The 20,910-nt window shown below is 71.3% G+C and carries 19 protein-coding genes, 2 rRNA genes and 1 riboswitch; of the genes, 5 read left to right on the top strand and 16 right to left on the bottom strand.

Translation table 11 applies throughout. The features are described from left to right. Positions 1-16: 16 nt before the first annotated feature. Entirely contained in the window at positions 17-1,036 is a 1,020-nt protein-coding gene (locus GPJ59_RS08270) for an EamA family transporter (RefSeq protein ID WP_219665807.1), read from the bottom strand. Between the two features lie 150 nt (positions 1,037-1,186). Here GPJ59_RS08270 and GPJ59_RS08265 point away from each other — a divergent pair, with 150 nt between their 5' ends. Next, positions 1,187-1,615, top strand: a complete 429-nt coding sequence (locus tag GPJ59_RS08265; protein WP_219665806.1) for a type II toxin-antitoxin system Rv0910 family toxin — start codon at positions 1,187-1,189, stop codon at positions 1,613-1,615. 135 nt (positions 1,616-1,750) lie between these two features. Further along, the gene (locus tag GPJ59_RS08260) at positions 1,751-2,575 is read left to right on the top strand and encodes a PhzF family phenazine biosynthesis protein (protein ID WP_219665805.1); all 825 of its coding nucleotides are present in this window, start codon (positions 1,751-1,753) and stop codon (positions 2,573-2,575) included. A gap of 33 nt (positions 2,576-2,608) precedes the next feature. Here the strand turns inward: GPJ59_RS08260 and GPJ59_RS08255 are convergent, their stop codons facing one another. Together GPJ59_RS08255 and GPJ59_RS08250 are read right to left on the bottom strand one after the other, a co-directional pair. After that, positions 2,609-3,409: a CPBP family intramembrane glutamic endopeptidase gene (locus GPJ59_RS08255; protein WP_219665804.1), complete on the bottom strand. Its 801-nt coding sequence runs from the start codon at positions 3,407-3,409 to the stop codon at positions 2,609-2,611. A gap of 73 nt (positions 3,410-3,482) precedes the next feature. Continuing rightward, positions 3,483-4,982, bottom strand: coding sequence for a glutamate-cysteine ligase family protein (locus tag GPJ59_RS08250; RefSeq protein ID WP_219665803.1), 1,500 nt, complete (start codon positions 4,980-4,982; stop codon positions 3,483-3,485). A 520-nt stretch (positions 4,983-5,502) separates the two neighbouring features. On the opposite strand from GPJ59_RS08250, the gene GPJ59_RS08245 reads away from it, so the two are divergent. Together GPJ59_RS08245 and GPJ59_RS08240 are read left to right on the top strand one after the other, a co-directional pair. Further along, positions 5,503-6,111 (top strand): hypothetical protein, encoded by a 609-nt coding sequence (locus tag GPJ59_RS08245; protein ID WP_219665802.1) that lies wholly within the window; start codon positions 5,503-5,505, stop codon positions 6,109-6,111. Between the two features lie 270 nt (positions 6,112-6,381). Next, positions 6,382-6,570: a DUF5999 family protein gene (locus GPJ59_RS08240; RefSeq protein WP_308120189.1), complete on the top strand. Its 189-nt coding sequence runs from the start codon at positions 6,382-6,384 to the stop codon at positions 6,568-6,570. A 114-nt stretch (positions 6,571-6,684) separates the two neighbouring features. On the opposite strand, the gene gcvP is transcribed toward GPJ59_RS08240, so the two are convergent. Next, entirely contained in the window at positions 6,685-9,570 is a 2,886-nt protein-coding gene (gcvP, locus tag GPJ59_RS08235) for an aminomethyl-transferring glycine dehydrogenase (RefSeq protein ID WP_219665800.1), read from the bottom strand. Positions 9,571-9,770: 200 nt separating this feature from the next. Then, positions 9,771-9,869, bottom strand: a riboswitch (glycine riboswitch). 113 nt (positions 9,870-9,982) lie between these two features. Here gcvP and GPJ59_RS08230 point away from each other — a divergent pair. Continuing rightward, positions 9,983-10,348, top strand: a complete 366-nt coding sequence (locus GPJ59_RS08230; protein WP_219665799.1) for a PRC-barrel domain-containing protein — start codon at positions 9,983-9,985, stop codon at positions 10,346-10,348. Positions 10,349-10,367: 19 nt separating this feature from the next. Here GPJ59_RS08230 and GPJ59_RS08225 read toward each other — a convergent pair whose 3' ends face one another. The 12 genes from GPJ59_RS08225 to GPJ59_RS08170 all read right to left on the bottom strand — a co-directional run. Then, the gene (locus GPJ59_RS08225) at positions 10,368-11,807 is read right to left on the bottom strand and encodes a DNA polymerase IV (protein WP_219665798.1); all 1,440 of its coding nucleotides are present in this window, start codon (positions 11,805-11,807) and stop codon (positions 10,368-10,370) included. Positions 11,808-11,886: 79 nt separating this feature from the next. Further along, complete coding sequence (locus tag GPJ59_RS08220) at positions 11,887-12,528, bottom strand: MerR family transcriptional regulator (RefSeq protein ID WP_219665797.1); 642 nt, start codon at positions 12,526-12,528, stop codon at positions 11,887-11,889. Between the two features lie 202 nt (positions 12,529-12,730). Next, positions 12,731-13,204: a bifunctional nuclease family protein gene (locus GPJ59_RS08215; protein ID WP_219665796.1), complete on the bottom strand. Its 474-nt coding sequence runs from the start codon at positions 13,202-13,204 to the stop codon at positions 12,731-12,733. Positions 13,205-13,279: 75 nt separating this feature from the next. Next, positions 13,280-14,011: a transcriptional regulator FtsR gene (gene ftsR / locus GPJ59_RS08210; protein ID WP_219665795.1), complete on the bottom strand. Its 732-nt coding sequence runs from the start codon at positions 14,009-14,011 to the stop codon at positions 13,280-13,282. 67 nt (positions 14,012-14,078) lie between these two features. After that, positions 14,079-14,969, bottom strand: coding sequence for an FHA domain-containing protein (locus GPJ59_RS37220; RefSeq protein ID WP_308120188.1), 891 nt, complete (start codon positions 14,967-14,969; stop codon positions 14,079-14,081). Positions 14,970-15,099: 130 nt separating this feature from the next. Then, positions 15,100-15,963 carry a DUF881 domain-containing protein gene (locus tag GPJ59_RS08200; RefSeq protein WP_219665794.1) on the bottom strand — a complete coding sequence of 288 codons (864 nt, stop codon included), beginning with the start codon at positions 15,961-15,963 and terminating at the stop codon, positions 15,100-15,102. A gap of 5 nt (positions 15,964-15,968) precedes the next feature. After that, positions 15,969-16,301 carry a small basic family protein gene (locus GPJ59_RS08195; RefSeq protein ID WP_003970459.1) on the bottom strand — a complete coding sequence of 111 codons (333 nt, stop codon included), beginning with the start codon at positions 16,299-16,301 and terminating at the stop codon, positions 15,969-15,971. Then, positions 16,298-17,209: a DUF881 domain-containing protein gene (locus GPJ59_RS08190; RefSeq protein ID WP_219665793.1), complete on the bottom strand. Its 912-nt coding sequence runs from the start codon at positions 17,207-17,209 to the stop codon at positions 16,298-16,300. Before GPJ59_RS08190 ends, GPJ59_RS08195 begins: the two co-directional genes overlap by 4 nt. A 98-nt stretch (positions 17,210-17,307) precedes the next feature. Then, positions 17,308-19,803 carry a mannose-1-phosphate guanyltransferase gene (locus tag GPJ59_RS08185; protein WP_219665792.1) on the bottom strand — a complete coding sequence of 832 codons (2,496 nt, stop codon included), beginning with the start codon at positions 19,801-19,803 and terminating at the stop codon, positions 17,308-17,310. Positions 19,804-19,902: 99 nt separating this feature from the next. Beyond that, the gene (locus GPJ59_RS08180) at positions 19,903-20,493 is read right to left on the bottom strand and encodes a CDP-alcohol phosphatidyltransferase family protein (RefSeq protein ID WP_219665791.1); all 591 of its coding nucleotides are present in this window, start codon (positions 20,491-20,493) and stop codon (positions 19,903-19,905) included. A 126-nt stretch (positions 20,494-20,619) separates the two neighbouring features. Beyond that, a 5S ribosomal RNA gene (rrf, locus tag GPJ59_RS08175) occupies positions 20,620-20,736 on the bottom strand. 79 nt (positions 20,737-20,815) lie between these two features. Next, a 23S ribosomal RNA gene (locus tag GPJ59_RS08170) occupies positions 20,816-20,910 on the bottom strand; the annotation flags it as partial.

The following is a 20,910-nucleotide window of genomic DNA, read 5'->3' as shown; positions in this document are numbered from 1 at the left end:
GTACATGATCGCCACCTTAGGCGCTCGTCCGCTCGCGGTCCACCGCCGCCTGCCGCGCAGGCTCCTCGGCAGCGCCGGCGGTCGAGGCGGGCGCGGCGGTCGACGTGGTCGAGGCGGGCGACGCGGTCGAAGCGGCGGCCCGGGAGGTCTGTGCGACGAAGGCGCCGCCCAGTACCAGCGCACCACCGACGATCTGCGGCGCCGAGAGGTGCTCCCCGAGCAGCACCCAGGCGAGCACGGTGGCGACGACCGCCTCCAGGCAGGCCACCACGCCGGCGACCTGCGGCGAGAGCATGCGCACCGAGACCACCCCGGTGAGGTACGCGAAGACGGTGGCGACCAGCACCACCCAGCCGACGAGCACGGGCGCGGGCAGCTGCGTCCCGGCGATGGAGGCCTGCCCGGCCAGCACCGTCCAGTCGATCTCCCACGGGCGGGAGACGACCGTCATGACGAGGGCGCCGACGAGCATGCCGTACGCGGTGACGCCGAGCGGGTCGGGGACGTCCTGGCCGTCCGTGCCCTGGTCGGCGAAGACGAAGTAGAAGGCCTGGCAGCAGGCCGCGGCAAGGCCGAGCAGCACTCCGAGCGGGTCGAGGCTGAGCCCGGACCAGATCTCCACGACGCAGGCCAGGCCCACGACGGCCAGCGCCGCACCGGTCGCGGCCGCCCGGGTCACCGGCTTGCGCTGGACGAAGCGGATCCAGCCCAGGAGCAGGGCCGGGCCGAGGTACTCCAGCAGCAGGGCGACGCCGACCGGGATGCGGGACAGGGAGGCGAAGTAGCAGGCCTGGACACCCGCGACGGCGACCAGGCCGAACCCGGCCAGCAGGGCCGGCTTGCGGCGCAGCAGGCCGCGGTGGCGCCAGGCGAGCGGGGACAGCACCAGCGCCGCCCCGGCCACCCGTATCCAGACCATGTGCAGCGGGTCCAGACCCGCCTCGATCAGCGGCTTGGCCGCCACTCCCGAACCGCCGAACGCGAACGCCGAGACGAGCGCGAGGCCCAGTCCGGCATGTCTCCCTGTCGCTTGCATCCGGCCATCATGACAGCCCTTGTCAGGAGCGTCACGCCCGAGACACCTGTTGAGATGACGCCGCTACATCTGACAGGCCGTCAGTATTGAATGTTCCGTCCCCCGGAGCTACGTTCCGCCGCACGTACCCGACGAGAAGGGGTGGTCGTCATGGCCGAAGTCACCGCGGAATCCCGCATCGAGGCCTCCGCCGCGAAGGTCTGGTCCCAGCTGACGGACTGGGGTGCGTACGGCGAGTGGAGCATGACCCACACCAGCTTCCCCAAGGGCGGCCCGCAGACCCTGGAGGTCGGGGCCACCTACGAGGAGAACATGAAGATGATGGGCTTCCCGGCGGAGGTCACCTGGACCGTGGAGGAGCTGGAGGCCGAGCGGGTCCTCGCCATCCGGGGCAAGGGCCCGATGGGCGTGGTCGTCGGCACCAGGTACACCCTGGTCCCCGACGGCGGGGCGACCACGGTCCGGATCGACGGCGAGTTCACCGGCGCGGCCGTCTCGCTGATGGCCGGCAAGCTCAAGGATTCCGCCACCGCCGCCCTGAACGAGTCGCTGCGCAAGCTGGCCGGCCTGGTCGCCTGACCGCCCCCGGCGGCGGCCCCGGCCCGGTCGGTGCTCCTCGGCCGGTGCTCGCCGACCGGTCCAGGACGACGACAAGGCCAGTCGTCCCGGATTGGCCTTGGCCGCTGATCGCACGGTCCCTCTACGGTCGGGTCCATGCGCATTCGAATCGTGGACGCCTTCGCCGACCGCCCCTTCCACGGGAACCCCGCCGGGGTCCTGCTCCTCGACTCCGCCTTCCCGCCGGACGCCTGGCTCCAGCAGGTCGCCGCCGAGGTCAACCTCTCCGAGACGGCCTTCGCCCACCCGCTGCCGCCCGGCGGTGACGCCGACTGGGCGCTGCGCTGGTTCACCCCCGCCGCCGAGGTGGACATGTGCGGGCACGCCACCCTGGCCACCGCGCACGTGCTGGCGAGCAGCGGACTGGCCGAGGGCCTGATCCGCTTCTCCGCGCGGTGCGGCGTCCTCACCGCCGAGGCGGCCCCGGACGGCACGATCACCCTGGACTTCCCGACGTCCTCGCTGACGCCGGTGGAGACCCCCGCCGATGTCGGCCGGGCCCTGGGCGGGGTCGAGATCCGGTCCGTGCACGACACGGCCGAGCACATCGGCGACCTGATCGTCGAGCTGGCCGACGAGCGCACCGTGCGCGAGCTGACCCCCGACCTGGCGGCCCTGCGCGCGTACGCCCGGCGCGGCGTCATCGTCACGGCGCCCGCCGCGGATCCCGGCGGGGGCTACGACTTCGTCTCCCGCGGCTTCTTCCCGGCCTTCGGCATCGACGAGGACCCGGTCACCGGCAGCGCCCACACCGCGCTCGCGCCCTTCTGGTCCGCGCGTCTGGGCGGCCGCACCGAGCTCACCGGCCTCCAGGGCGGCGCCCGCACCGGCCTGGTCGACGTCACGCTCAAGGGCGGGCGCACTCTGCTGACCGGCAGGGCGGTCACCGTCATCGACGGGCAGCTGCTCAGCCGGCCGTGAGACCCCCCGTCAGGAAGGCGTCGGGGGCAGGCGTCAGGAAGGCGTCGGCAGCCAGCCCACCTTGCCCGCGAGCAGCGCGTACCCGCCGAAGGCGACGATGTCGAGCAGCGCGTGGGCGGCCACCAGCGGACCGACCCGTCCCCAGCGGCGGTAGAGCAGCACGAACACCGCGCCCATCACGGCATTGCCGATGAAGCCGCCGATGCCCTGGTAGAGGTGGTACGAGCCGCGCAGCAGGGAGCTGGCCAGCAGCGCGGCCGCCGGGGACCAGCCCAGCTGGTCGAGCCGGCGCAGCAGGTAGGCCAGCACGATGACCTCCTCCACCACCGAGTTCTGCACCGCGGAGAGGATCAGGACCGGGAACTTCCACCACACGTCGGGCAGCGCCTCCGGCACCACCGTCAGGTTGGCCCCGGAGGCCCTCGCCACCAGGTAGAAGGCCAGCCCCGCGCTGCCGATCCCGGCCGCGACCAGGGCCCCGCGCCCGAGGTCCCGTCCCGGCCGGGTCCGGTCGAGGCCCAGCGCGCGCAGTCCCGGAACGCCTTCCCGGGTCAGCAGGTGGGCCACCAGCAGGACGGGGACGAGCGCGGTCGTGATGCCGAAGAGCTGCCAGGCCAGGTCGAGCCACGGGCGGCCGGGGGCGTAGGAGCCGTTGAGCGTGGCGGCCTGGTCCTTCAGTCCGCCGGGCTTGATGAGCGAGCCGACGAAGCTGATCAGCGAGGAGACGCCGCTCGCGCCCAGCGACAGCGCGAGGACGAGCAGCGTCTCGGCCCGCAGCACCCCCCGCCCGTCCTGGCGCAGCTGCTCGACCACCGGCTCCGGCTCCGCCCGCACACCCGACTCCCGTCCCGCTGTCCCACTGTCCCGCTTCCGCCCCCCATACTGCCTCCTCGGGGGACGGGAGGGGTCAGCGCAGTCCGGTGGGCCAGGTGTGCACGGGGTCGCCCTTGTGCATGAGCTCCGTGTACCGCCGGGTGGTCGCGGCCAGGGCGGCCTCCCGGTCCAGGCCGGAGGCGAGCGCCCGGTGGTAGGTGTCCACCTGCCAGCTGGCCCCGTTGACCCGCCGCCTGCACCGCTCCTCGACGATGCCGAGGTAGTGGTCGCGGTCGGCCGGCTCGATGCCCCACGCGTCCAGGCCGGCGGCGGCCATCGGCAGCAGCTCGTCGAGGACCAGCCGCACCGCCGGTACGCTCGCCAGCCCGGCCGACCTGCCCTTGCGCGGCCAGCGCAGCCGGGCGTCGATCCCGTACCGGCACGCCGCGTCGAAATTGGCCTCCGCCTCCGCGAACGGCATCCGGGTCCACACCGGGCGCTGCTCGTCGGCGAGCGTGCGGACGAGGCCGTAGTAGAAGGCGGCGTTGGCGACGGTGTCCGCCACGGTGGGGCCGGCGGGCAGCACCCGGTTCTCCACGCGCAGGTGGGGCTTGCCGTCGGCGACCCCGTAGACCGGCCGGTTCCACCGGTAGACGGTGCCGTTGTGCAGCACCAGCTCCTGGAGCGTGGGCACCCCGCCCTCGGCGAGGACGGCGAGCGGCTCCTCCTCGTCGCAGATGGGCAGCAGCGCCGGGAAGAAGCGGACGTTCTCGGCGAACAGCTCGTACGCCGAGTCCACCCAGCGCTCCCCGAACCAGGTACGCGGTCGCACGCCCTGGGCCTGGAGCTCCGGCGGCCGGGTGTCGGTGGCCTGCTGGAACAGCGGGGGCCGGGACTCGCGCCACACCTCGTGGCCGAACAGGAAGGGCGAGTTGGCGCCGACCGCGATCTGCGCGGCCGCCACGCACTGGGCCGCGTTCCACACGTCGGGGAAGCGGGCCGGGGTGACCTGGAGGTGCAGTTGCACGGAGGTGCACGCGGCCTCCGGCACGATCGAGCCGGAGGTGCAGGTGAGGTGCTCGACCCCGTCGATGTCGAGGGTGAAGTCCTCCCCGCGCAGCATCAGGATCTGCTCGTTGAGCAGGGAGTAGCGGTCCACCGCCGAGAGGTTGGCGGCGACGACGTCGGCCTGCGACAGCGTGGGCAGGATCCCGATCATCACCACGCCGGCCTCGATCTCGGAGGCCTGCCGGTGGGCATAGCCCAGTCCTGCGCTGAGTTCCTCGGCGAGCTGGTCGAATACCCGGCCGTCGAGCCGGTGCGGAAGTACGTTGACTTCCAGGTTGAACATTCCGAGCTCGGTCTGGAAATCTGGGCTCGCTATCCTCTCCAGTACCTGCGCATTCACCATTCTCGGCAAGCCGTCGGCACCCGCCAGATTCAGCTCGATCTCAAGTCCCATCATGTTCTTCGGCCGATCGAACCTCTTCTCGGCCAGAAGCCGCTCCAGCCCCTCCAGGCACTCGTGAAGCTTCCTCCGATACCGCTGCCGATCGGACAGGTCGAATCCGCCTGCCACGACCTTCTCCCCCATCGAAGCGTCCCTCCTCGAGTGGGCCTGGCCCTGGTCTCCCCCAGCGGTGTCCGGGGCAGTTGCCGGGCGCGCGTACCGTCGATGATGCCCCGGCGCCGTGATCGATAACGCACGGGGTGCACGACTGGCGGGGAGCGCGCGCCGGTTTGGCCGACCGGCGCTCGGGCACATTCACCTGGCAAGGCCTGTGCCGCATTTTCCGCTCTGCCTTTGCCCCGTCTGCAATACCGACGCTTTCCAGCCGAGCCCCCGTCCGGTAACCTCCGAGGTCAGCGCACTACCACTGTGCGCGCTTCGGCATGAAATCCATGACAGTGGGACCGGTAAGCGCCTTGTCGGCAATAGGCGGGACGGCTAGCCGAAACACTGTGTGAACACATGTCGTATAAACTCCGCAAACGAGGCAGAGAGTTGGCGCGCGGCCATTGCCCCTCAGCCCCCCTCTGGCCCCAGAATGCGACAGCGCCGTCCGCACCTGCCCACCCCTCCCCCAGGTCTCCCAAGTGAGAGGCGACCCACCATGCCGCTGCATGTCCCCCCGGCTCCCGCGCCCGCCCTGCGCAGCGTCCTTGCGGCTCTCGGCTCCGCCGCCACCCTCCACGAGGCGGTGCTCACCCCCGCGCTCCGCGCGCTCCCGGGGCCCAAGACCGCCGAACTCCCGCTCCCGGTCCACGTGCTGGACCGGGTGACGTCCGGCGGCCGGCCCCCTCGTACCCGGCTGGCCGGGTGGCGGTTCCTCATCCGCTGCGGCGAGCGGTACGTGGCGGCGGCGGACACCCGGCTCACCGCGGACGGCTGGGTCTTCTCCCACTTCTTCGAGGGCCCGTATGTCACCGCCACCGAGCGGGCGCTGCGCCAGGCCGAGGGGCTGGGCAAGAACTACCAGCCGAGACTGCTGTCCGTACCGGAGCTGTACATGCTCACGCTGTGGCTGCACGGCGCGGTCGGGGCGGACGCCGCCGCAGGCCTGCCGGCCGCCGCGGACCTGCTGGTCCCGCTGGCTCCGGCGCCGCCCGGGATCGCCGCGTACCGTCCGCATCCGGTGTCCGAGCTGCTGCCGGTGCTGACCCACCGGCTCACCCCGCGCACCCCGCCCGTCCCGCCCTCGCTGGCGGCGCCGGCGGCGTGAGCGAGGGCGGGACCGCCCGGATGGCCCATTCGGCGTAGTCCTGTCGGGTCAGGCATGAACCACCCGAACTGACAGGGGAGTTGGGCTGAACCGCCCGCACGAGTGATGCGTCATCAATCTGTGAGGACAGCTGCCGGGAAATCCCTGCGGACTCAAGTCCGGAGGGCAACACTGGGACCCTGACCACACCGAGATTGATACGGGGGGGCGGCCATGATCAACGCATCGAGCCGCAGCACACACACCACGACGCAGCGAAAGAACGCATCCATGTGCCAGCACCAGCCTGCCTGCCCTTCAGCCGACTCCGCCGACCGGGAGGCCGCGCAGCCTGTGGCCATCCACCCGGAGCAGGGCTGGAGCCTGCTGTGCAACGGCGTCCTGCTCTTCGAGGACACCGGTGAGCTGCTGCCGGACGGCCAGATCATCGCACCGCACCGCCCGCTCGCGGCGGCCTGACCTACCGGCGAACGCCACGCGGGGCCGGCCCGGGAGTCACCTCCCGGGCCGGCCCCGCGTGTCATGCCGGAGCGTGCCTGACGCCGTACGCCGGGCGCACGGTGCGGCGGCCCGTCAGTTGTCGTACTCGTCCAGGGGCGGGCAGGAGCAGACCAGGTTGCGGTCGCCGTAGGCGCCGTCGATGCGCCGCACCGGCGGCCAGTACTTCTCCGCCGCCTGGACGCCGCCGGGGAAGACGGCGTCCTCACGGGTGTACGGGTGGTCCCACTCGCCGCCCAGCGCCGCCGCCGTGTGCGGAGCGTTGTGCAGCGGGTTGTCGTCGGCCGGCCACTGGCCGGAGACGACCTGCTCGACCTCGCCGCGGATGGCGATCATGGCGTCGCAGAACCGGTCGAGCTCGCCGAGGTCCTCGGACTCCGTCGGCTCGATCATGAGCGTGCCGGCCACCGGGAAGGACATGGTCGGCGCGTGGAAGCCGTAGTCGATCAGGCGCTTGGCGATGTCGTCCACGGTGACGCCGGACGCCTTCGTCAGCGGGCGCAGGTCGATGATGCACTCGTGCGCGACGAGGTTGCCCGGGCCGGTGTAGAGCACCGGGTAGTGCGGCTCCAGGCGCTTGGCGATGTAGTTCGCACCGAGCACCGCGACCTGGGTGGCGCGCTTGAGGCCCTCGCCGCCCATCAGGCGCACGTACGACCACGAGATCGGCAGGATCGCGGCCGAGCCCCACGGGGCGGCCGAGACCGGGCCGACGCCCGTCTCCGGGCCGGCGGTCGGCTGCAGCGGGTGGTTCGGCAGGTACGGGGCCAGGTGCGCGCGGACGCCGACCGGGCCGACGCCCGGGCCGCCACCGCCGTGCGGGATGCAGAAGGTCTTGTGCAGGTTCAGGTGCGAGACGTCGCCGCCGAAGTGGCCCGGCTTGGCCAGGCCCACCAGGGCGTTGAGGTTGGCGCCGTCGACGTAGACCTGGCCGCCGGCCTCGTGGACCTGGGCGCAGATGTCGGCGACGTGCTCCTCGAACACACCGTGCGTGGACGGGTACGTGATCATCAGGACGGCGAGCTCGTCGCGGTACTGCTCGATCTTGGCGCGCAGGTCGTCCGTGTCCACCTCGCCGTCGTCGGCGGTCTTGACGACGACGACCTTCATGCCGGCCATCGCGGCGCTGGCGGCGTTGGTGCCGTGCGCGGAGGACGGGATGAGGCAGACGGTGCGCTGCTCGTCGCCGTTGGCGCGGTGGTAGGCGCGCACGGCCAGCAGGCCGGCGAGCTCACCCTGGGAGCCGGCGTTCGGCTGGATCGAGACCTTGTCGTATCCGGTGACCTCGCTGAGACGTTCCTCCAGCTCGCTGATGAGCTGGAGGTAGCCCGCGGCCTGGTCGACGGGGGCGAACGGGTGCAGCTCGCCGAACTCGGGCCAGGTCACCGGCTCCATCTCGGTGGTCGCGTTGAGCTTCATGGTGCAGGAGCCCAGCGGGATCATGCCGCGGTCCAGCGCGTAGTCCTTGTCGGCGAGCTTGCGCAGGTAGCGCAGCATCGCGGTCTCGGAGCGGTGCTGGTGGAAGACCGGGTGGGTCAGGTACGCGTCCGAGCGCAGCAGGCCGGCCGGCAGGGCGTCGGCGGTGGCGGCGTCGAGCGCCTCGACGTCGCCGGTGACGCCGAAGGCGGCCCAGACGGCGGCGAGGTCGGCGCGGGTGGTGGTCTCGTCGCAGGAGATCGAGACCAGGTCCTCGCCGGCCAGGTACAGGTTGACGCCGTTGTCGCGGGCGGCGGCCACGATCTCGGCGGCCTTGCCCGGGACCCGCGCGGTGACGGTGTCGAAGTAGGTGTCGTGGGCCAGCTCGACCCCGCCGGCGGTCAGACCGGCGGCCAGGATCGCGGCGTAGCGGTGGGTGCGGTGCGCGATCGTCCTCAGGCCCTCGGGGCCGTGGTAGACGGCGTACATGCCGGCCATGACGGCCAGCAGCACCTGCGCGGTGCAGATGTTGCTGGTGGCCTTCTCGCGGCGGATGTGCTGCTCGCGGGTCTGCAGGGCCAGGCGGTAGGCCTTGGCGCCGTCCGCGTCGACGGAGACGCCGACGATGCGGCCCGGCAGGGAGCGGGCGTGCTTGTCCTGGACGGCCATGTAGCCGGCGTGCGGACCGCCGAAGCCCATCGGGACGCCGAAGCGCTGGGTGGTGCCGACGGCGATGTCCGCGCCGAGCTCGCCGGGCGAGGTGAGCAGGGTCAGGGCCAGCAGGTCGGCGGCCACGGCGACGATCGCGCCGAGCTCGTGGGCCTGGTCGATGACCGGCTTGATCTCGCGTACGGCACCGGAGGCGCCCGGGTACTGGACCAGCACGCCGAACACGCCCCGCTCCGCCGTCCCGGCCGGGATGCCGGCGGACAGGTCGGCGACGACGACCTCGATGCCGAGCGGCTCGGCGCGGGTCTCGATCACGGCGATGGTCTGCGGCAGCGCGTCGGCGTCGACGAGGAAGACGTTGCCCTTGACCTTGCCCACGCGGCGGGCCAGCGTCATGGCCTCGGCGGCGGCGGTGCCCTCGTCCAGGAGCGAGGCGCCGGAGGTCGGCAGGCCGGTCAGGTCGGCGACGACGGTCTGGAAGTTGAGCAGCGCCTCCAGGCGGCCCTGGGAGATCTCCGGCTGGTACGGGGTGTAGGCCGTGTACCAGGCCGGGTTCTCCATGACGTTGCGCAGGATCACCGGCGGGGTGAAGGTCCCGTAGTAGCCGAGGCCGATCATCGAGGTCAGGACCTGGTTGCGGTCGGCCAGCTCCCGGAGCTCGGCCAGCACCTCGGCCTCGGTGCGGGCACCGGGGAGGTCCAGGGCGTCGGCGCTCTTGATCACATCCGGCACCGCGGCGGCGGTCAGCTCGTCGAGCGAGCCGTAGCCGACCTGGGCGAGCATCTTGGCCTGGGCCTCGGCGTCGGGCCCGATGTGGCGCTGCTCGAAGGGGATGCCACGCTCCAGCTGGGAGAGCGGAATGCGGTTGGCGGTCATGGGCGGAGGCCTCCTGGTCTGCACGACCTGCGAGGGGTACCACGGCGCGGGTACCCGGACGGCCTCCCCCTCTGTCATCTCAACCTGAGAGCTTCACCGGCCCTCGCGGGGATCGCCCGCTCCGGCACGGCTTTCACCGTCGGTGAGGGAGGGGAATCGGTACTGGCCGTCCGACGCCCACCCCTGCTTTCCAGAGTGGCCTCGTCCGTGCGGTACGTCTGCCTGAGAGATTCCGGGGAGGATTTGCTCCTTCGGCGCCTCCGTCGAGCTCACTCGGAGGACTCTCCCGCACAGGGTCAGCGGCCGTTACCCAGACTACCAGCGCGGTTCCTGGGGCTCCCTCGAGTGGCCCCCTGCCCGAATATGCACTTCTGTAGTCGTAACGGAGGAGCTGCGACCAGTTGGAGGGACCGTGCAGACCGACATCGATCCGCGCAGCCTGATCGGCCGCAAGGCGTTCGACCGCAACGGTGCCAAGATCGGCACCATCGACGAGGTCTACCTCGACGACGCCACCGGCGTGCCGGAATGGGCCGCCGTACGGACCGGGCTGTTCGGCCGGGACGCGTTCGTCCCGCTGGAGCCCAGCGAGCTGGTCGACGACGCGCTCCGGGTGCCCTTCGAACGCGCCCTGATCAAGGACGCCCCGGAATTCGGCGTCGGCCGTCATCTGTCCCCCGAACAGGAACTGCAGCTCTACCACCACTACGGCCTGGACGTGTCGCTGCCGAGCGACTTCCAGCGCGACTTCGGCCGCCTGGCCAACGAGGAGGACTGACAGTCCGCGGGAGCGTCGGCTACCCCGGCGAGCCGACCAGCGGCAGCGGGTCGGACGGCTCCAGCTCGGGGTCGTCCACCCGGAAGGTCCGAACCCGCCCCGGCGCCGACCCCGGCTGCTCGAACCGTACGGTGACCCGCCCGAGCCCGCTCCCTTGCACCCACCCCGGCCCGTACACGGCGTGCCGGACGTCGCTCCCGGCCGGCCAGCGACGCTCGGGGGCCGCCCCGCTGTCCGGGCCCGTCCCTTCCGCGACAGGGCCCTCAGCGGCCGGGGCAGCCCCTTCCCGGGCCCCTGGGGGCCCAACCGTCCCGGCAGCCCCACCGGCATCTCCGGGGGCCGGCGGGTCGGCCGGGGGCGCCGCCTCGCCGGTGCCGGCCGCGTCGGCCTCGGCCTGGGCGAACAGGTCCTCCTGGGTGTAGTCCGCCAGCCCCGAGACGCCCACGCCCAGCAGCCGGACGCCACCGGTGGTGTCCACCGCCTCCAGCAGCCGGGCCGCCGCCTCCCGGACCACCGCGGGGTCGTCCGTCGGGCCGCGCAGGGTCTCCGAACGGGTCAGGGTTGAGAAGTCGTATCGGCGGACCTTGAGCACGATCGTGCGCCCCGAGTGCCCGGAGGCGCGCAGCCGCTGCACGCACCGCTCGGCCAGGCGCTGCACCTCGTACCGGATCCGGACCCGGTCGTGCAGGTCCACGTCGAAGGTGTCCTCGACGGACACCGACTTCGCGTCCCGCTCCGCGACCACCGGACGGTCGTCCAGGCCGAGCCCCATCCGGTGCAGCGCCACGCCGTGCGCCCGCCCGAGCAGCCGGACCAGCTCGTCCTCACCGGCCTCCACCAGTTCCCCGACGGATGTGATCCCGGCCCGCCGCAGGTGCTCCCCCGTCGCCGGGCCCACGCCGGGCAGGGTCCGCACCGACATGGGAGCCAGCAGCTCCCGCTCGGTGCCCGGCTCGATCAGCAGCAGCCCGTCCGGCTTGGCCTCCTCCGAGGCCACCTTGGCCAGCATCTTCGAGCCGGCCAGGCCGACCGAGCCGGTCAGACCGGTGGCGGCCCTGATGTCCGCCCGCAGCCGCTCGCCGGTCGCCCGCGCCGAGGCCGAGTCGAAGGCGGAGCCGCCGGCCTCCAGGTCCACGAAGGCCTCGTCCAGGCTGAGCGGCTCGACCAGCGGGGACAGCTGCCGCAGCAGCTCCATCACGCGCTCGCTGACCGACCGGTACACGGTGAAGCGCGGGAAGAGGTACGCGCCGTTGGGACAGAGCCGGCGTGCCTGGGCCGTGGGCATCGCCGAGTGCACGCCGAAGCGTCGCGCCTCGTACGAGGCGGTGGCCACCACGCCGCGTGGCCCCAGCCCGCCGACGATCACGGCCTTTCCGCGCAGGCTGGGCTTGGCCGCCTGTTCCACGGAGGCGTAGAAGGCGTCCATGTCCAGGTGCAGGATGGTCGGCGCGGCTCTCACGAGTCCGATGCTGCCTCATGCCACTGACAACGGTCCGCAAACACGTTCGACGCGGGTGGTGCGGGTCAGGCGGTGCGGGTCAGACGGCCCGGTTCCGCCGGGCGGCGAGCTCGTCGGCCGGGTTGGGGCGCACCAGCGTCTCGCCGGTGTCGACCCGCTCCCCGTGCAGCTGCGACAGGGCGTGCTCCACGTCCCGCCACACCACCCCGACGGCGATCCCGAAGATGCCCTGCCCGCCCTGGAGCAGGTCGACGACCTGGTCCGGCGAGGTGCACTCGTAGACGGTGGCGCCGTCGCTCATCAGGGTCATGCGCTCCAGGTCCGCGAAACCGCGGCCGCGCAGGTGCTGGACGGCGGTACGGATGTTCTGCAGCGCCACCCCGGTGTCCAGGAAGCGCTTGACGATCTTGAGGACGACGACGTCCCGGAAGCTGTAGAGCCGCTGGGTACCCGAGCCGTACGCCGGTCTCACGCTCGGCTCCACCAGGCCGGTCCGGGCCCAGTAGTCCAGCTGGCGGTAGGTGATCCCGGCGGCGGCGCAGGCCGTGGGCCCGCGGTAGCCGATCTGCTCGGTCGCCGGCTCGACCCCCACCGGTCCGGCCGTCGGCGTCGAATCCGGCTGACGGCGCGCGGCGCCCACCGCATTGCCGCGCAGCGGGTACGGGCCGCCCTCACTCCGTGCGGGGGTGCCCCCGGTCGTACCGTCGCCCGTGATCCTCACGCCCGACCCTCCGTCCTTGACCTGCCATCTCGACGGTAGGCAGTCACCAGGGGTGCGTCAACGATCGCCACACTCGGCACGCCGGGTGATAATCACCCTGAGAGTGGTTTCACGTATCCCATTGCAGGGAAAGGCTACTCGAATGGGCTGATAACGCCGCATTTCGGACGTTTCGCATGCCCTGACCGGCCGGCCGGAAGCCCTACTGGTTGCTGGTCCCGAAGTCCTCGGGCGAGATCTGGTCGAGGAACTCGCGGAACTTCTCCACCTCGTCCTCCTGCTCGTCCGGGATCGCGATGCCGGCGTCGTCCAGCACGCCGTCGCTCCCGTAGATCGGCGTCCCCGTACGCAGGGCCAGCGCTATGGCGTCCGACGGACGCGCGCTCACCTCGACCCCGCTGGCGAAGACGAGCTCCGCATAGAAGACGCCCTCGCGCAGATCCGTGATCCGGACCTCGGAGAGCTCCTCGCCGATCGCCTCCAGCACGTCCTTGAACAGGTCGTGCGTCAGCGGCCGCGCCGGGGCCATGCCCTGTTGCGCGAAGGCGATGGCGGTGGCCTCCCCCGGGCCGATCCAGATGGGGAGGTACCGGTCGCCTCCCACTTCGCGCAGGAGCACGATCGGCTGGTTGGAGGGCATTTCCACCCGGACACCCACAACGTCGAGCTCGTTCACACAGCAACCCTAGGACCTGCCCGGCAGGTTTGGGTAGTCGGGGCCGGCGCCGCGCCCCCTGGCGCGTCCCGCACGTCAGTGCAGCCGCACCCCGAGAGCGGACTGCACCAGCGCTTCGTGCAGCCGCACGGACAGCCCGGCCAGCTCCTTCAGGGTGGCCTCCGCGTGCGCCCTGGTCTGCGGGTTCCGGTGCCGCCGCAGCGGCGCCACCACCTGCTCGACCAGGCCGGCCTCCCGCTCCGCGGCGGCCTTCATGGCGCGCAGGTGCCGGGGCTCCAGCCCGAACCGGCCCAGATCGGCGACCAGGCGCGCCACGGTCACCGCCTCGGCGTCGAAACCACCGCCCTCGGCCTCGGCGACCAGGCCGTACGACTCCCACTCCGCCAGCCGGTCCTCCTCCACCTCGGCGGCGGCCAGCAGCTCGGCCCGCCCGACCCGCGCCGCGGTGGGCCGCTCCGGCCCCTCGGAGGCGGCGTCGCCGTGCGGGGACGGGGCGGGGATCCGGACCGGCTCGCCCGGGGCCCGCCCGTCGAGCTGCTCCCGGATGACCTTGAGCGGCAGGTAGTGGTCCCGCTGCAGGCGCAGGATCTGCCCGAGCCGCTCCACGTCGGCCGGGCTGAACTTGCGGTACCCGGACGGGGTGCGGCTGGGCTCCACGAGCCCCTCCGCCTCCAGGAAGCGGATCTTGGAGATCGTGACGTCCGGGAACTCTTCACGCAGCTGGTTGAGCACCGTGCCGATGCTCACCAGCCGCCCGGCCGGGCCGGCGGCGCCGTTCCCGGCACCGCCCGTCGGTGTACGCAGCATGGACCTTCCCTGATGTCCCCCCGGAGGGGGTGTCCCCCAGCGGTGGCCGGGGGAGAGTCCGGGGGAGTCAGACGGCTCGCTGGCTCGCGTAGAAGACCAGCCGGTACTTGCCGATCTGCACCTCGTCGCCGTTGTGCAGGGCGACCGAGTCGATGGGCTCGCGGTTGACGTACGTTCCGTTGAGGCTGCCGACGTCGGCGACGGTGAAGCCGCCTTCCTGGGTCCGGCGGAACTCGACGTGGCGCCGGGAGACGGTCACGTCGTCCAGGAAGATGTCGCTCTGCGGATGCCGGCCCGCCGTGGTCAGCTCGCCGTCCAGCAGGAAGCGGCTGCCCGAGTTCGGCCCGCGGCGCACGATGAGCAGCGCGGAGCCGGGCGGCAGGGCCTCCACCGCGGCCTGGGCCTCGGGGGACAGCGCCGACGACACGTGCTGTCCGCCCGCCTCGGCCTCGTAGGCCTCCAGGCCGGAGATCGAGATGGTGGACGTGGTCTCGGAGGCGCGCTCCGGCGTCAGACCCGCCCGCAGCGGCGCACCGCAGTTGGAGCAGAACCGGCTGGCCGCGTCGCTGCGGTGGCCACACCTGCTGCAGACCTGCTCGCCCGACATCGACGGCTCCTCGCCCCGCGGCTGCCCCGCGGAGGTACTGGTGGCGTACGGGTCGGGGTTGTACCCACCGCCCGCACCTGCGCTCGACGGTCCGCCGAAACCTATGCGGCCCGCCGCCGACGGGTCGGCGGACGGCGCACCGTGCCCGCCGGGAACGTCACCCGCGCCGGTGACCTCGTCCCGGAAGAGCGGCCGCTCGCCCTGGCCCTCCGCCTCACCGTGCCCGGCACGGTGCCTGGCGCCGCTTTCCTCGCGGTTCTTCTTGCCGAACAACTTCTCAAACAACTTCACGGGCGATTCCCCTTGACCGAAACAGACCCGCCCGTGGGGCAGGACGAACTCCGACTGCACACACCTGCCGACCCGGACATACTCACAACGTCCGTAACCACCAGACAGTTTCCACCACGCACTACTTGTTCGGTGCGCCGACCCCCCGCAGGCATCCGCCCACGTGAGTCGTCCCACACGTCACTCCATCTCATGACGATGACGACCGAGCGTAGTCAGGCTGCTTCGCCGGCCGCAAGGCATCCACAACGATCTTCGGGGAGCGGGTGACCGTGGCTGTGGCCTGCTCCTTCTCCAACGTCTGGATGACGCCTCCGGGAATGTTCAGCGCCGGCTCCAGATCCTGCGGCTTGCCGATGACCCTGAACTCGTAGGGTTGCGTGATCTTCCTACCGTCGATGGCGACCCCGCCGGCCTCGTCCGAGAAGTACGAGCTCGCCACGACCCGCACGCCGTTGATCTGGATCGCCTCGGCCCCGGCCGCCCGCAGCTCCTGGATGGCGTCCAGCAGCATGTCCGACTGCACGTGGCCCTGGGGATCGGAGATCTTCAGCGTGATGCCCGGACCCTGTGCTGCCACCGTACCCGCCAGGATGCCCAGTTGGCGCTCCTTCTCCACGGTCTGCCTGCGGGCCTCGTCGGCCTGGTTGGAACTGTTCTGCAGTTCCCTGCGCTGGTCCTCCAGCTGCTGCTTCTCGTCCTCCAGGCGCTTGGTACGCCCGTCCAGCTCGTCGAGGATGCGCACCAGGTCCTCCTGGCGGGCGCCGCGCAGCGCGCTGGACTCGCTGTTGGAGCTGACCTGGATGGCCAGGCCCAGGCCCAGGACGAACAGCAGGAGTGCGACCACGAGTTGGGCGCGGCTCAGCCGCGGCGGCCACAGCCCGTCCGCCAGCCGCTGCCGGCCGGTCTGCTCGGGCGGGGCCGGCGGCTCGGTCTGCTCGGGCTGTTCGGCCTTCTCGGGCTGCTCGGGCCGGACCGCCGGCTCGGGCTGCTCGGGCCGGTGCGGCTGCTCGGGCTGCTGGGGCTGCTCGGGGGGAGTGTCGTTCGTACTCATCGGTGTCACGCCCGGAACACGTGCCGGCGGATGGCCGCGGCGTTGGAGAAGATGCGGATGCCGAGGACGACGACCACGCCCGTGGACAGCTGGGCGCCGACGCCGAGCTTGTCGCCGAGGAAGACGATCAGCGCCGCCACCACGACGTTGGACAGGAACGAGACCACGAAGACCTTGTCCACGAAGATCCCGTCCAGCATCGCGCGCAGGCCGCCGAACACCGCGTCGAGCGCTGCGACCACGGCGATCGGCAGATACGGTTCGACGACGGCCGGCACCTCGGGCCGGACCAGAAGTCCGACCACCACTCCGACCACGAGGCCCAGTACCGCGATCACGATGCACCCTTCTTCGGCTCTGCTGCTCCTGCTGTTGCCGTCCGTACGGCCAGACTCGACGCGGGCGGCACCCGTACCTCGTTCTCGGGAGTGAGGGTGGCCCGGATGCCGTAGTTCTCCTGCAGCACATGGAGGTACTGACCGTCCGCGCTGTCCTGGAAACCGGTGCTCAGCCGCTTCTTGTCGCCGACCGCCAGCACCTCGTACGGCGGCACCAGGGGTTTGTTGTCGACCAGTATCGCGTCGCCGGCCGCCCGGATCGCCGACAGGGCCGTCAGCCGCTGGCCGTTGATCGAGACCGCCTCGGCGCCCGCCTGCCACAGACCGTTGACGATCCGCTGCATGTCACGGTCGCGCACCCGGCCGGTGTCGGAGAAGCCGGTGTTCTCCCGGGGTCCCCCACCGCTCGCCGACGCGCCCTTGGCGTCGTCCACGACGAGCTTGACCCCGGGCCCGCGCACCTCGGTCGCCCCGGACAGCAGCGCCACCAGCCGCCCCCGGTCGTCGACGCCGTGCTGCTTGAGGGCCTCACGCTGGCGGCGCGCGACGTCGGCGCGCAGCCGCTCGATGTCCTTCTCCAGGCCGTCGACCCGGTCGTCGGCCCGCTGCACCCGGTCGATCAGCTCCGCCCGCTCCTTGGCGAGCACCGGCGCCTCTATCCGCGCCTGCGCCGCACCGAGCGTGACGACCATGGCGGCGACCACCAGGCCGGCCGCGAGGCCGAGCTTGGCCTTGAGGGACCGTGGCAGGCCCGTCGTCCCCTCCGCCTCACGCCGGGCCGCGGCCTCCGCATAGCCCTCGTCGAGGCTGTGGTCCATCACATGGGTCAGCAGCGACATGGAGGCGTCCGGACGCGCCGACGGGGCGGCCGGGCTCCGGTTGGTGGGCGGCTGCGACATGCCGCACATCGTCGCACGTCGCCGGCGCCGACACCGAATGCGCCCGTCCCGTGGGACGGAAGGCGGCCGGAAGCCGACCGCCCCACGGGACGCGCGTCACCGTCCGCTCACCGGCCGGCGCCGTCCACCACCGCCGCCCACTCGTCCAGCAGTGCCTGCGCGGACGCGTCGTCGGGGCCCTCGGCCCACAGGTGCGTCACCGCCTCCGCCGGGTCGGGCAGGACCAGTGCCCAGCGTCCGTCGGCCTCGACCACGCGCACCCCGTCGGTGGTGTCCACGTGCCGCTGCCCGGCCGCCTCCACCACCCGGCGCATCACGAGGCCCTTGACGGCCCACGGCGTCGGTACGTCCCGCTTGAGGACATGGGCTCGCGGTATGCGGGCGTCGATCTGGCTCAGCGTGAGCTGCGTACGCGCCACCAGCCCGATGAGCTGCACGAACGCCGCCGAGCCGTCGAAGACGCTGCTGAACTCCGGCACGATGAACCCGCCCCGGCCGTCGCCGCCGAAGATGGTCCCCTCGGCCCGGCCCACCCGGGTCAGATCGTCCGGCGAGGTCGTCGTCCACTCCACCTGCGTGCCGTGGTACGCCGCCACCTGCTCGGCGATCCGCGTCGTGGTCACCGGCAGGGCCACGCGGCCGCTGCGCTTCTCGGCGGCGACCAGGTCCAGCAGCACCAGCAGCGCCCGGTCGTCCTCGATGATCCGGCCGCGCTCGTCCACCAGCGAGATCCGCTCGCCGACCGGGTCGAAGCGCACGCCGAAGGCCGCCCGCGCCGAGGCCACGATCTCGCCGAGCCGTACCAGACCGGACCGCCGCGACTCCGCCGTCTCGGTCGGCCTGGTCTCGTCCAGGCCGGGGTTGATCGTCAGTGCGTCGACGCCGAGCCGCCCGAGCAGGCTGGGCAGCACGAGCCCGGCACTGCCGTTGGACGCGTCCACGACCACCTTCAGCCCCGCGTCCGCGATGCCGGTCGTGTCCACCCGGCGCAGCAGCGAGCCCGTGTAGGAGTCGAAGACGCTGGAGGGGAACTGCAGGTCGCCGATCTCGCCCGGGAACGCACGCCGGTACTCCTGGCGCGCGTACACCCGGTCCAGCTTGCGCTGCTGGGCCTGCGAGAGGTCGGCGCCCCGCTCGTCCAGGAACATGATGTCCACCGAGTCCGGCACACCGGGCGAGGTCCGGATCATGATCCCGCCGGCGCTGCCGCGCGCGGTCTGCTGCCGGGCCACCGGCAGCGGTACGTTCTCCAGGTCGCGCACGTCTATGGCGCTGGCCTGGAGCGCGGAGATGACGGCACGCTTCAGCGCCCGCGCACCACGCGAGTGGTCGCGGGCGGTGGTGACGGTCGACCCCTTCTTCAGCGTGGTGGCGTACGCGCCGGCGAGCCGGACCGCCAGCTCCGGGGTGATCTCCACGTTCAGGATGCCGGAGACGCCGCGGGCGCCGAACAGGTGCGCCTGCCCCCTCGACTCCCAGATCACCGAGGTGTTGACGAATGCGCCGGCCTCGATCGTCTTGAAGGGGTACACGCGGACGTTCCCCTGGACGATCGATTCCTCACCGACCAGGCACTCGTCACCGATGACGGCGCCGTCCTCGATCCGGGCCGCCCGCATGATGTCGGTGTTCTTGCCGATCACGCAGCCGCGCAGGTTGCTGTGGGGACCGATGTACACGTTGTCGTGGACGACGGCCTTGTGCAGGAAGGCACCGGTCTTGACGACCACGTTGGAGCCGACGACGGTGTGCTCCCGGATCTCCGCGCCGGCCTCGACCTTGGCGTAGTCGCCGATGTACAGCGGCCCGCGCAGCACCGCGTCGGGGTGCACCTCGGCGCCTTCGGCGACCCAGACCCCGGGCGAGATCTCGAAGCCGTCCATCTCGACCTGGACCTTGCCCTCGAGCACGTCGGCCTGCGCCTTGACGTAGCTCTCGTGGGTGCCGACGTCCTCCCAGTAGCCTTCGGCCACATATCCGTAGATCGGCTTGCCTTCCTTCATCAGCTGCGGGAAGACGTCGCCGGACCAGTCCACCGGAACGTCCGGGTCCACGTAATTGAAGACCTCGGGCTCCATGACGTAGATACCGGTGTTGACGGTGTCCGAGAAGACCTGCCCCCAGGTCGGCTTCTCCAGGAACCGCTCGACCTTGCCCTCCTCGTCCACGATGGTGATGCCGAATTCCAGGGGATTGGGCACCCGGGTCAGGCACACCGTGACGAGTGCGCCCTTCTCCTTGTGGAAGTTGATGAGGTCGGTGAGGTCGAAGTCGGTGAGGGCGTCGCCGGAAATCACCAGGAACGCCTCGTCCTTCAAGGCCTCCTCGGCATTCTTCACGCTGCCGGCAGTGCCGAGAGGCTTCTCCTCCAGGGCATAGGTGAGCTCCATTCCGAGCTCTTCCCCGTCACCGAAGTAGTTCCTCACGAGTGAGGCGAGGAACTGCACGGTGACCACGGTCTCGGTCAGCCCGTGCCGCTTGAGCAGCCTGAGCACGTGCTCCATGATCGGCCGGTTGGCCACCGGCAGGAGCGGCTTCGGCATGCTCGAGGTCATCGGGCGAAGGCGTGTGCCTTCGCCACCGGCCATCACGACGGCCTTCATGTCGGAAGAGTCCTCCTTGGGAGACGACGTTCACGCCGATCTCACTCGTCCCGGACCCCGGTTCCGCATCTCCTCCGTGCGACCCTGCACCGAGCGAGCTCAATCGGCCGCGGCGTCCGCCTTGACGAGTCGGCGGACCTGTACCACGTAAAGGATTCCTGCCCACCAGTAGAGGGTTGTACCCCATCCGGCGAACGCCCATCCGAAAACAGCCGCCAGCCACGCCAGCCAGCCACTGCCGTCACTCAACAGCAGCAAGGGGAAGGCGTACATCAGGTTGAACGTGGCAGCCTTGCCGAGAAAGTTGACCTGCGGCGGCGGATAGCCGTGCCGGCGCAGCACCAGCACCATGACGGCGAGGATCGCATCGCGTGCCAGCAGGGCCACTGTCAGCCACAGCGGCAGAATCCCACGCCAGGTCAGTCCGAAGAGCGTGGAGAGGATGTACAGCCGGTCGGCGGCGGGATCCAACAGCCTGCCGAGGCTGCTGATCTGGTTCCACTTCCGCGCGAGCTTCCCGTCGAGGTAGTCGCTGACACCGCTCAGCATGAGCACGAGAAGCGCCCAGCCGTCGTGCTCCGCCAGGATCAGCCACAGGAACAGGGGTACGCCGGCGAGCCGCGCCATGCTCAGAATGTTCGGGATCGTGAAAATTCGGTCAGTCTGAACCCGAGTCTCCTGGACCTCCACCCGGGGGCCTCCAGTGTGAACGTGCGAACGATGCCTCTCGACCCTACAGGAATCTGCCCGTGCCCCGAACGCAGAAAAGCCCCGCACCAGATCTGACGATCGGTGCGGGGCTTTCCCACAATGATTGTTCGGCGGCGTCCTACTCTCCCACAGGGTCCCCCCTGCAGTACCATCGGCGCTGAAAGGCTTAGCTTCCGGGTTCGAAATGTAACCGGGCGTTTCCCTAACGCTATGACCACCGAAACACTATGAAGTTGAACTCAAGCCTGCCGGGCATGGCGAGTTCGTTACTTCAGAACTAACACAGTGGACGCGAGCAACTGAGGACAAGCCCTCGGCCTATTAGTACCAGTCAGCTCCACCCGTTACCGGGCTTCCACATCTGGCCTATCAACCCAGTCGTCTACTGGGAGCCTT

Origin of the sequence: Streptomyces bambusae, assembly GCF_019400985.1 — a bacterium.
GTDB lineage: Bacteria > Actinomycetota > Actinomycetes > Streptomycetales > Streptomycetaceae > Streptomyces > Streptomyces bambusae_A.
The sequence above is the reverse complement of the archived record's forward strand: the minus strand, read 5'-3'. Positions and strand labels throughout refer to the sequence as shown.

Excerpts from the sequence above, each read along its gene's own strand:
- GPJ59_RS08270 (WP_219665807.1), bottom strand. The coding sequence starts at position 1,036 with ATGCAAGCGACAGGGAGACATGCCGGACTGGGCCTCGCGCTCGTCTCG.
- GPJ59_RS08265 (WP_219665806.1), top strand. The coding sequence starts at position 1,187 with ATGGCCGAAGTCACCGCGGAATCCCGCATCGAGGCCTCCGCCGCGAAG.
- GPJ59_RS08260 (WP_219665805.1), top strand. The coding sequence starts at position 1,751 with ATGCGCATTCGAATCGTGGACGCCTTCGCCGACCGCCCCTTCCACGGG.
- GPJ59_RS08250 (WP_219665803.1), bottom strand. The coding sequence starts at position 4,982 with ATGGGGGAGAAGGTCGTGGCAGGCGGATTCGACCTGTCCGATCGGCAG.
- GPJ59_RS08245 (WP_219665802.1), top strand. The coding sequence starts at position 5,503 with ATGCCGCTGCATGTCCCCCCGGCTCCCGCGCCCGCCCTGCGCAGCGTC.
- GPJ59_RS08240 (WP_308120189.1), top strand. The coding sequence starts at position 6,382 with ATGTGCCAGCACCAGCCTGCCTGCCCTTCAGCCGACTCCGCCGACCGG.
- gcvP (WP_219665800.1), bottom strand. The coding sequence starts at position 9,570 with ATGACCGCCAACCGCATTCCGCTCTCCCAGCTGGAGCGTGGCATCCCC.
- ftsR (WP_219665795.1), bottom strand. The coding sequence starts at position 14,011 with ATGCTGCGTACACCGACGGGCGGTGCCGGGAACGGCGCCGCCGGCCCG.
- GPJ59_RS08200 (WP_219665794.1), bottom strand. The coding sequence starts at position 15,963 with ATGAGTACGAACGACACTCCCCCCGAGCAGCCCCAGCAGCCCGAGCAG.
- GPJ59_RS08190 (WP_219665793.1), bottom strand. The coding sequence starts at position 17,209 with ATGTGCGGCATGTCGCAGCCGCCCACCAACCGGAGCCCGGCCGCCCCG.
- GPJ59_RS08185 (WP_219665792.1), bottom strand. The coding sequence starts at position 19,803 with ATGAAGGCCGTCGTGATGGCCGGTGGCGAAGGCACACGCCTTCGCCCG.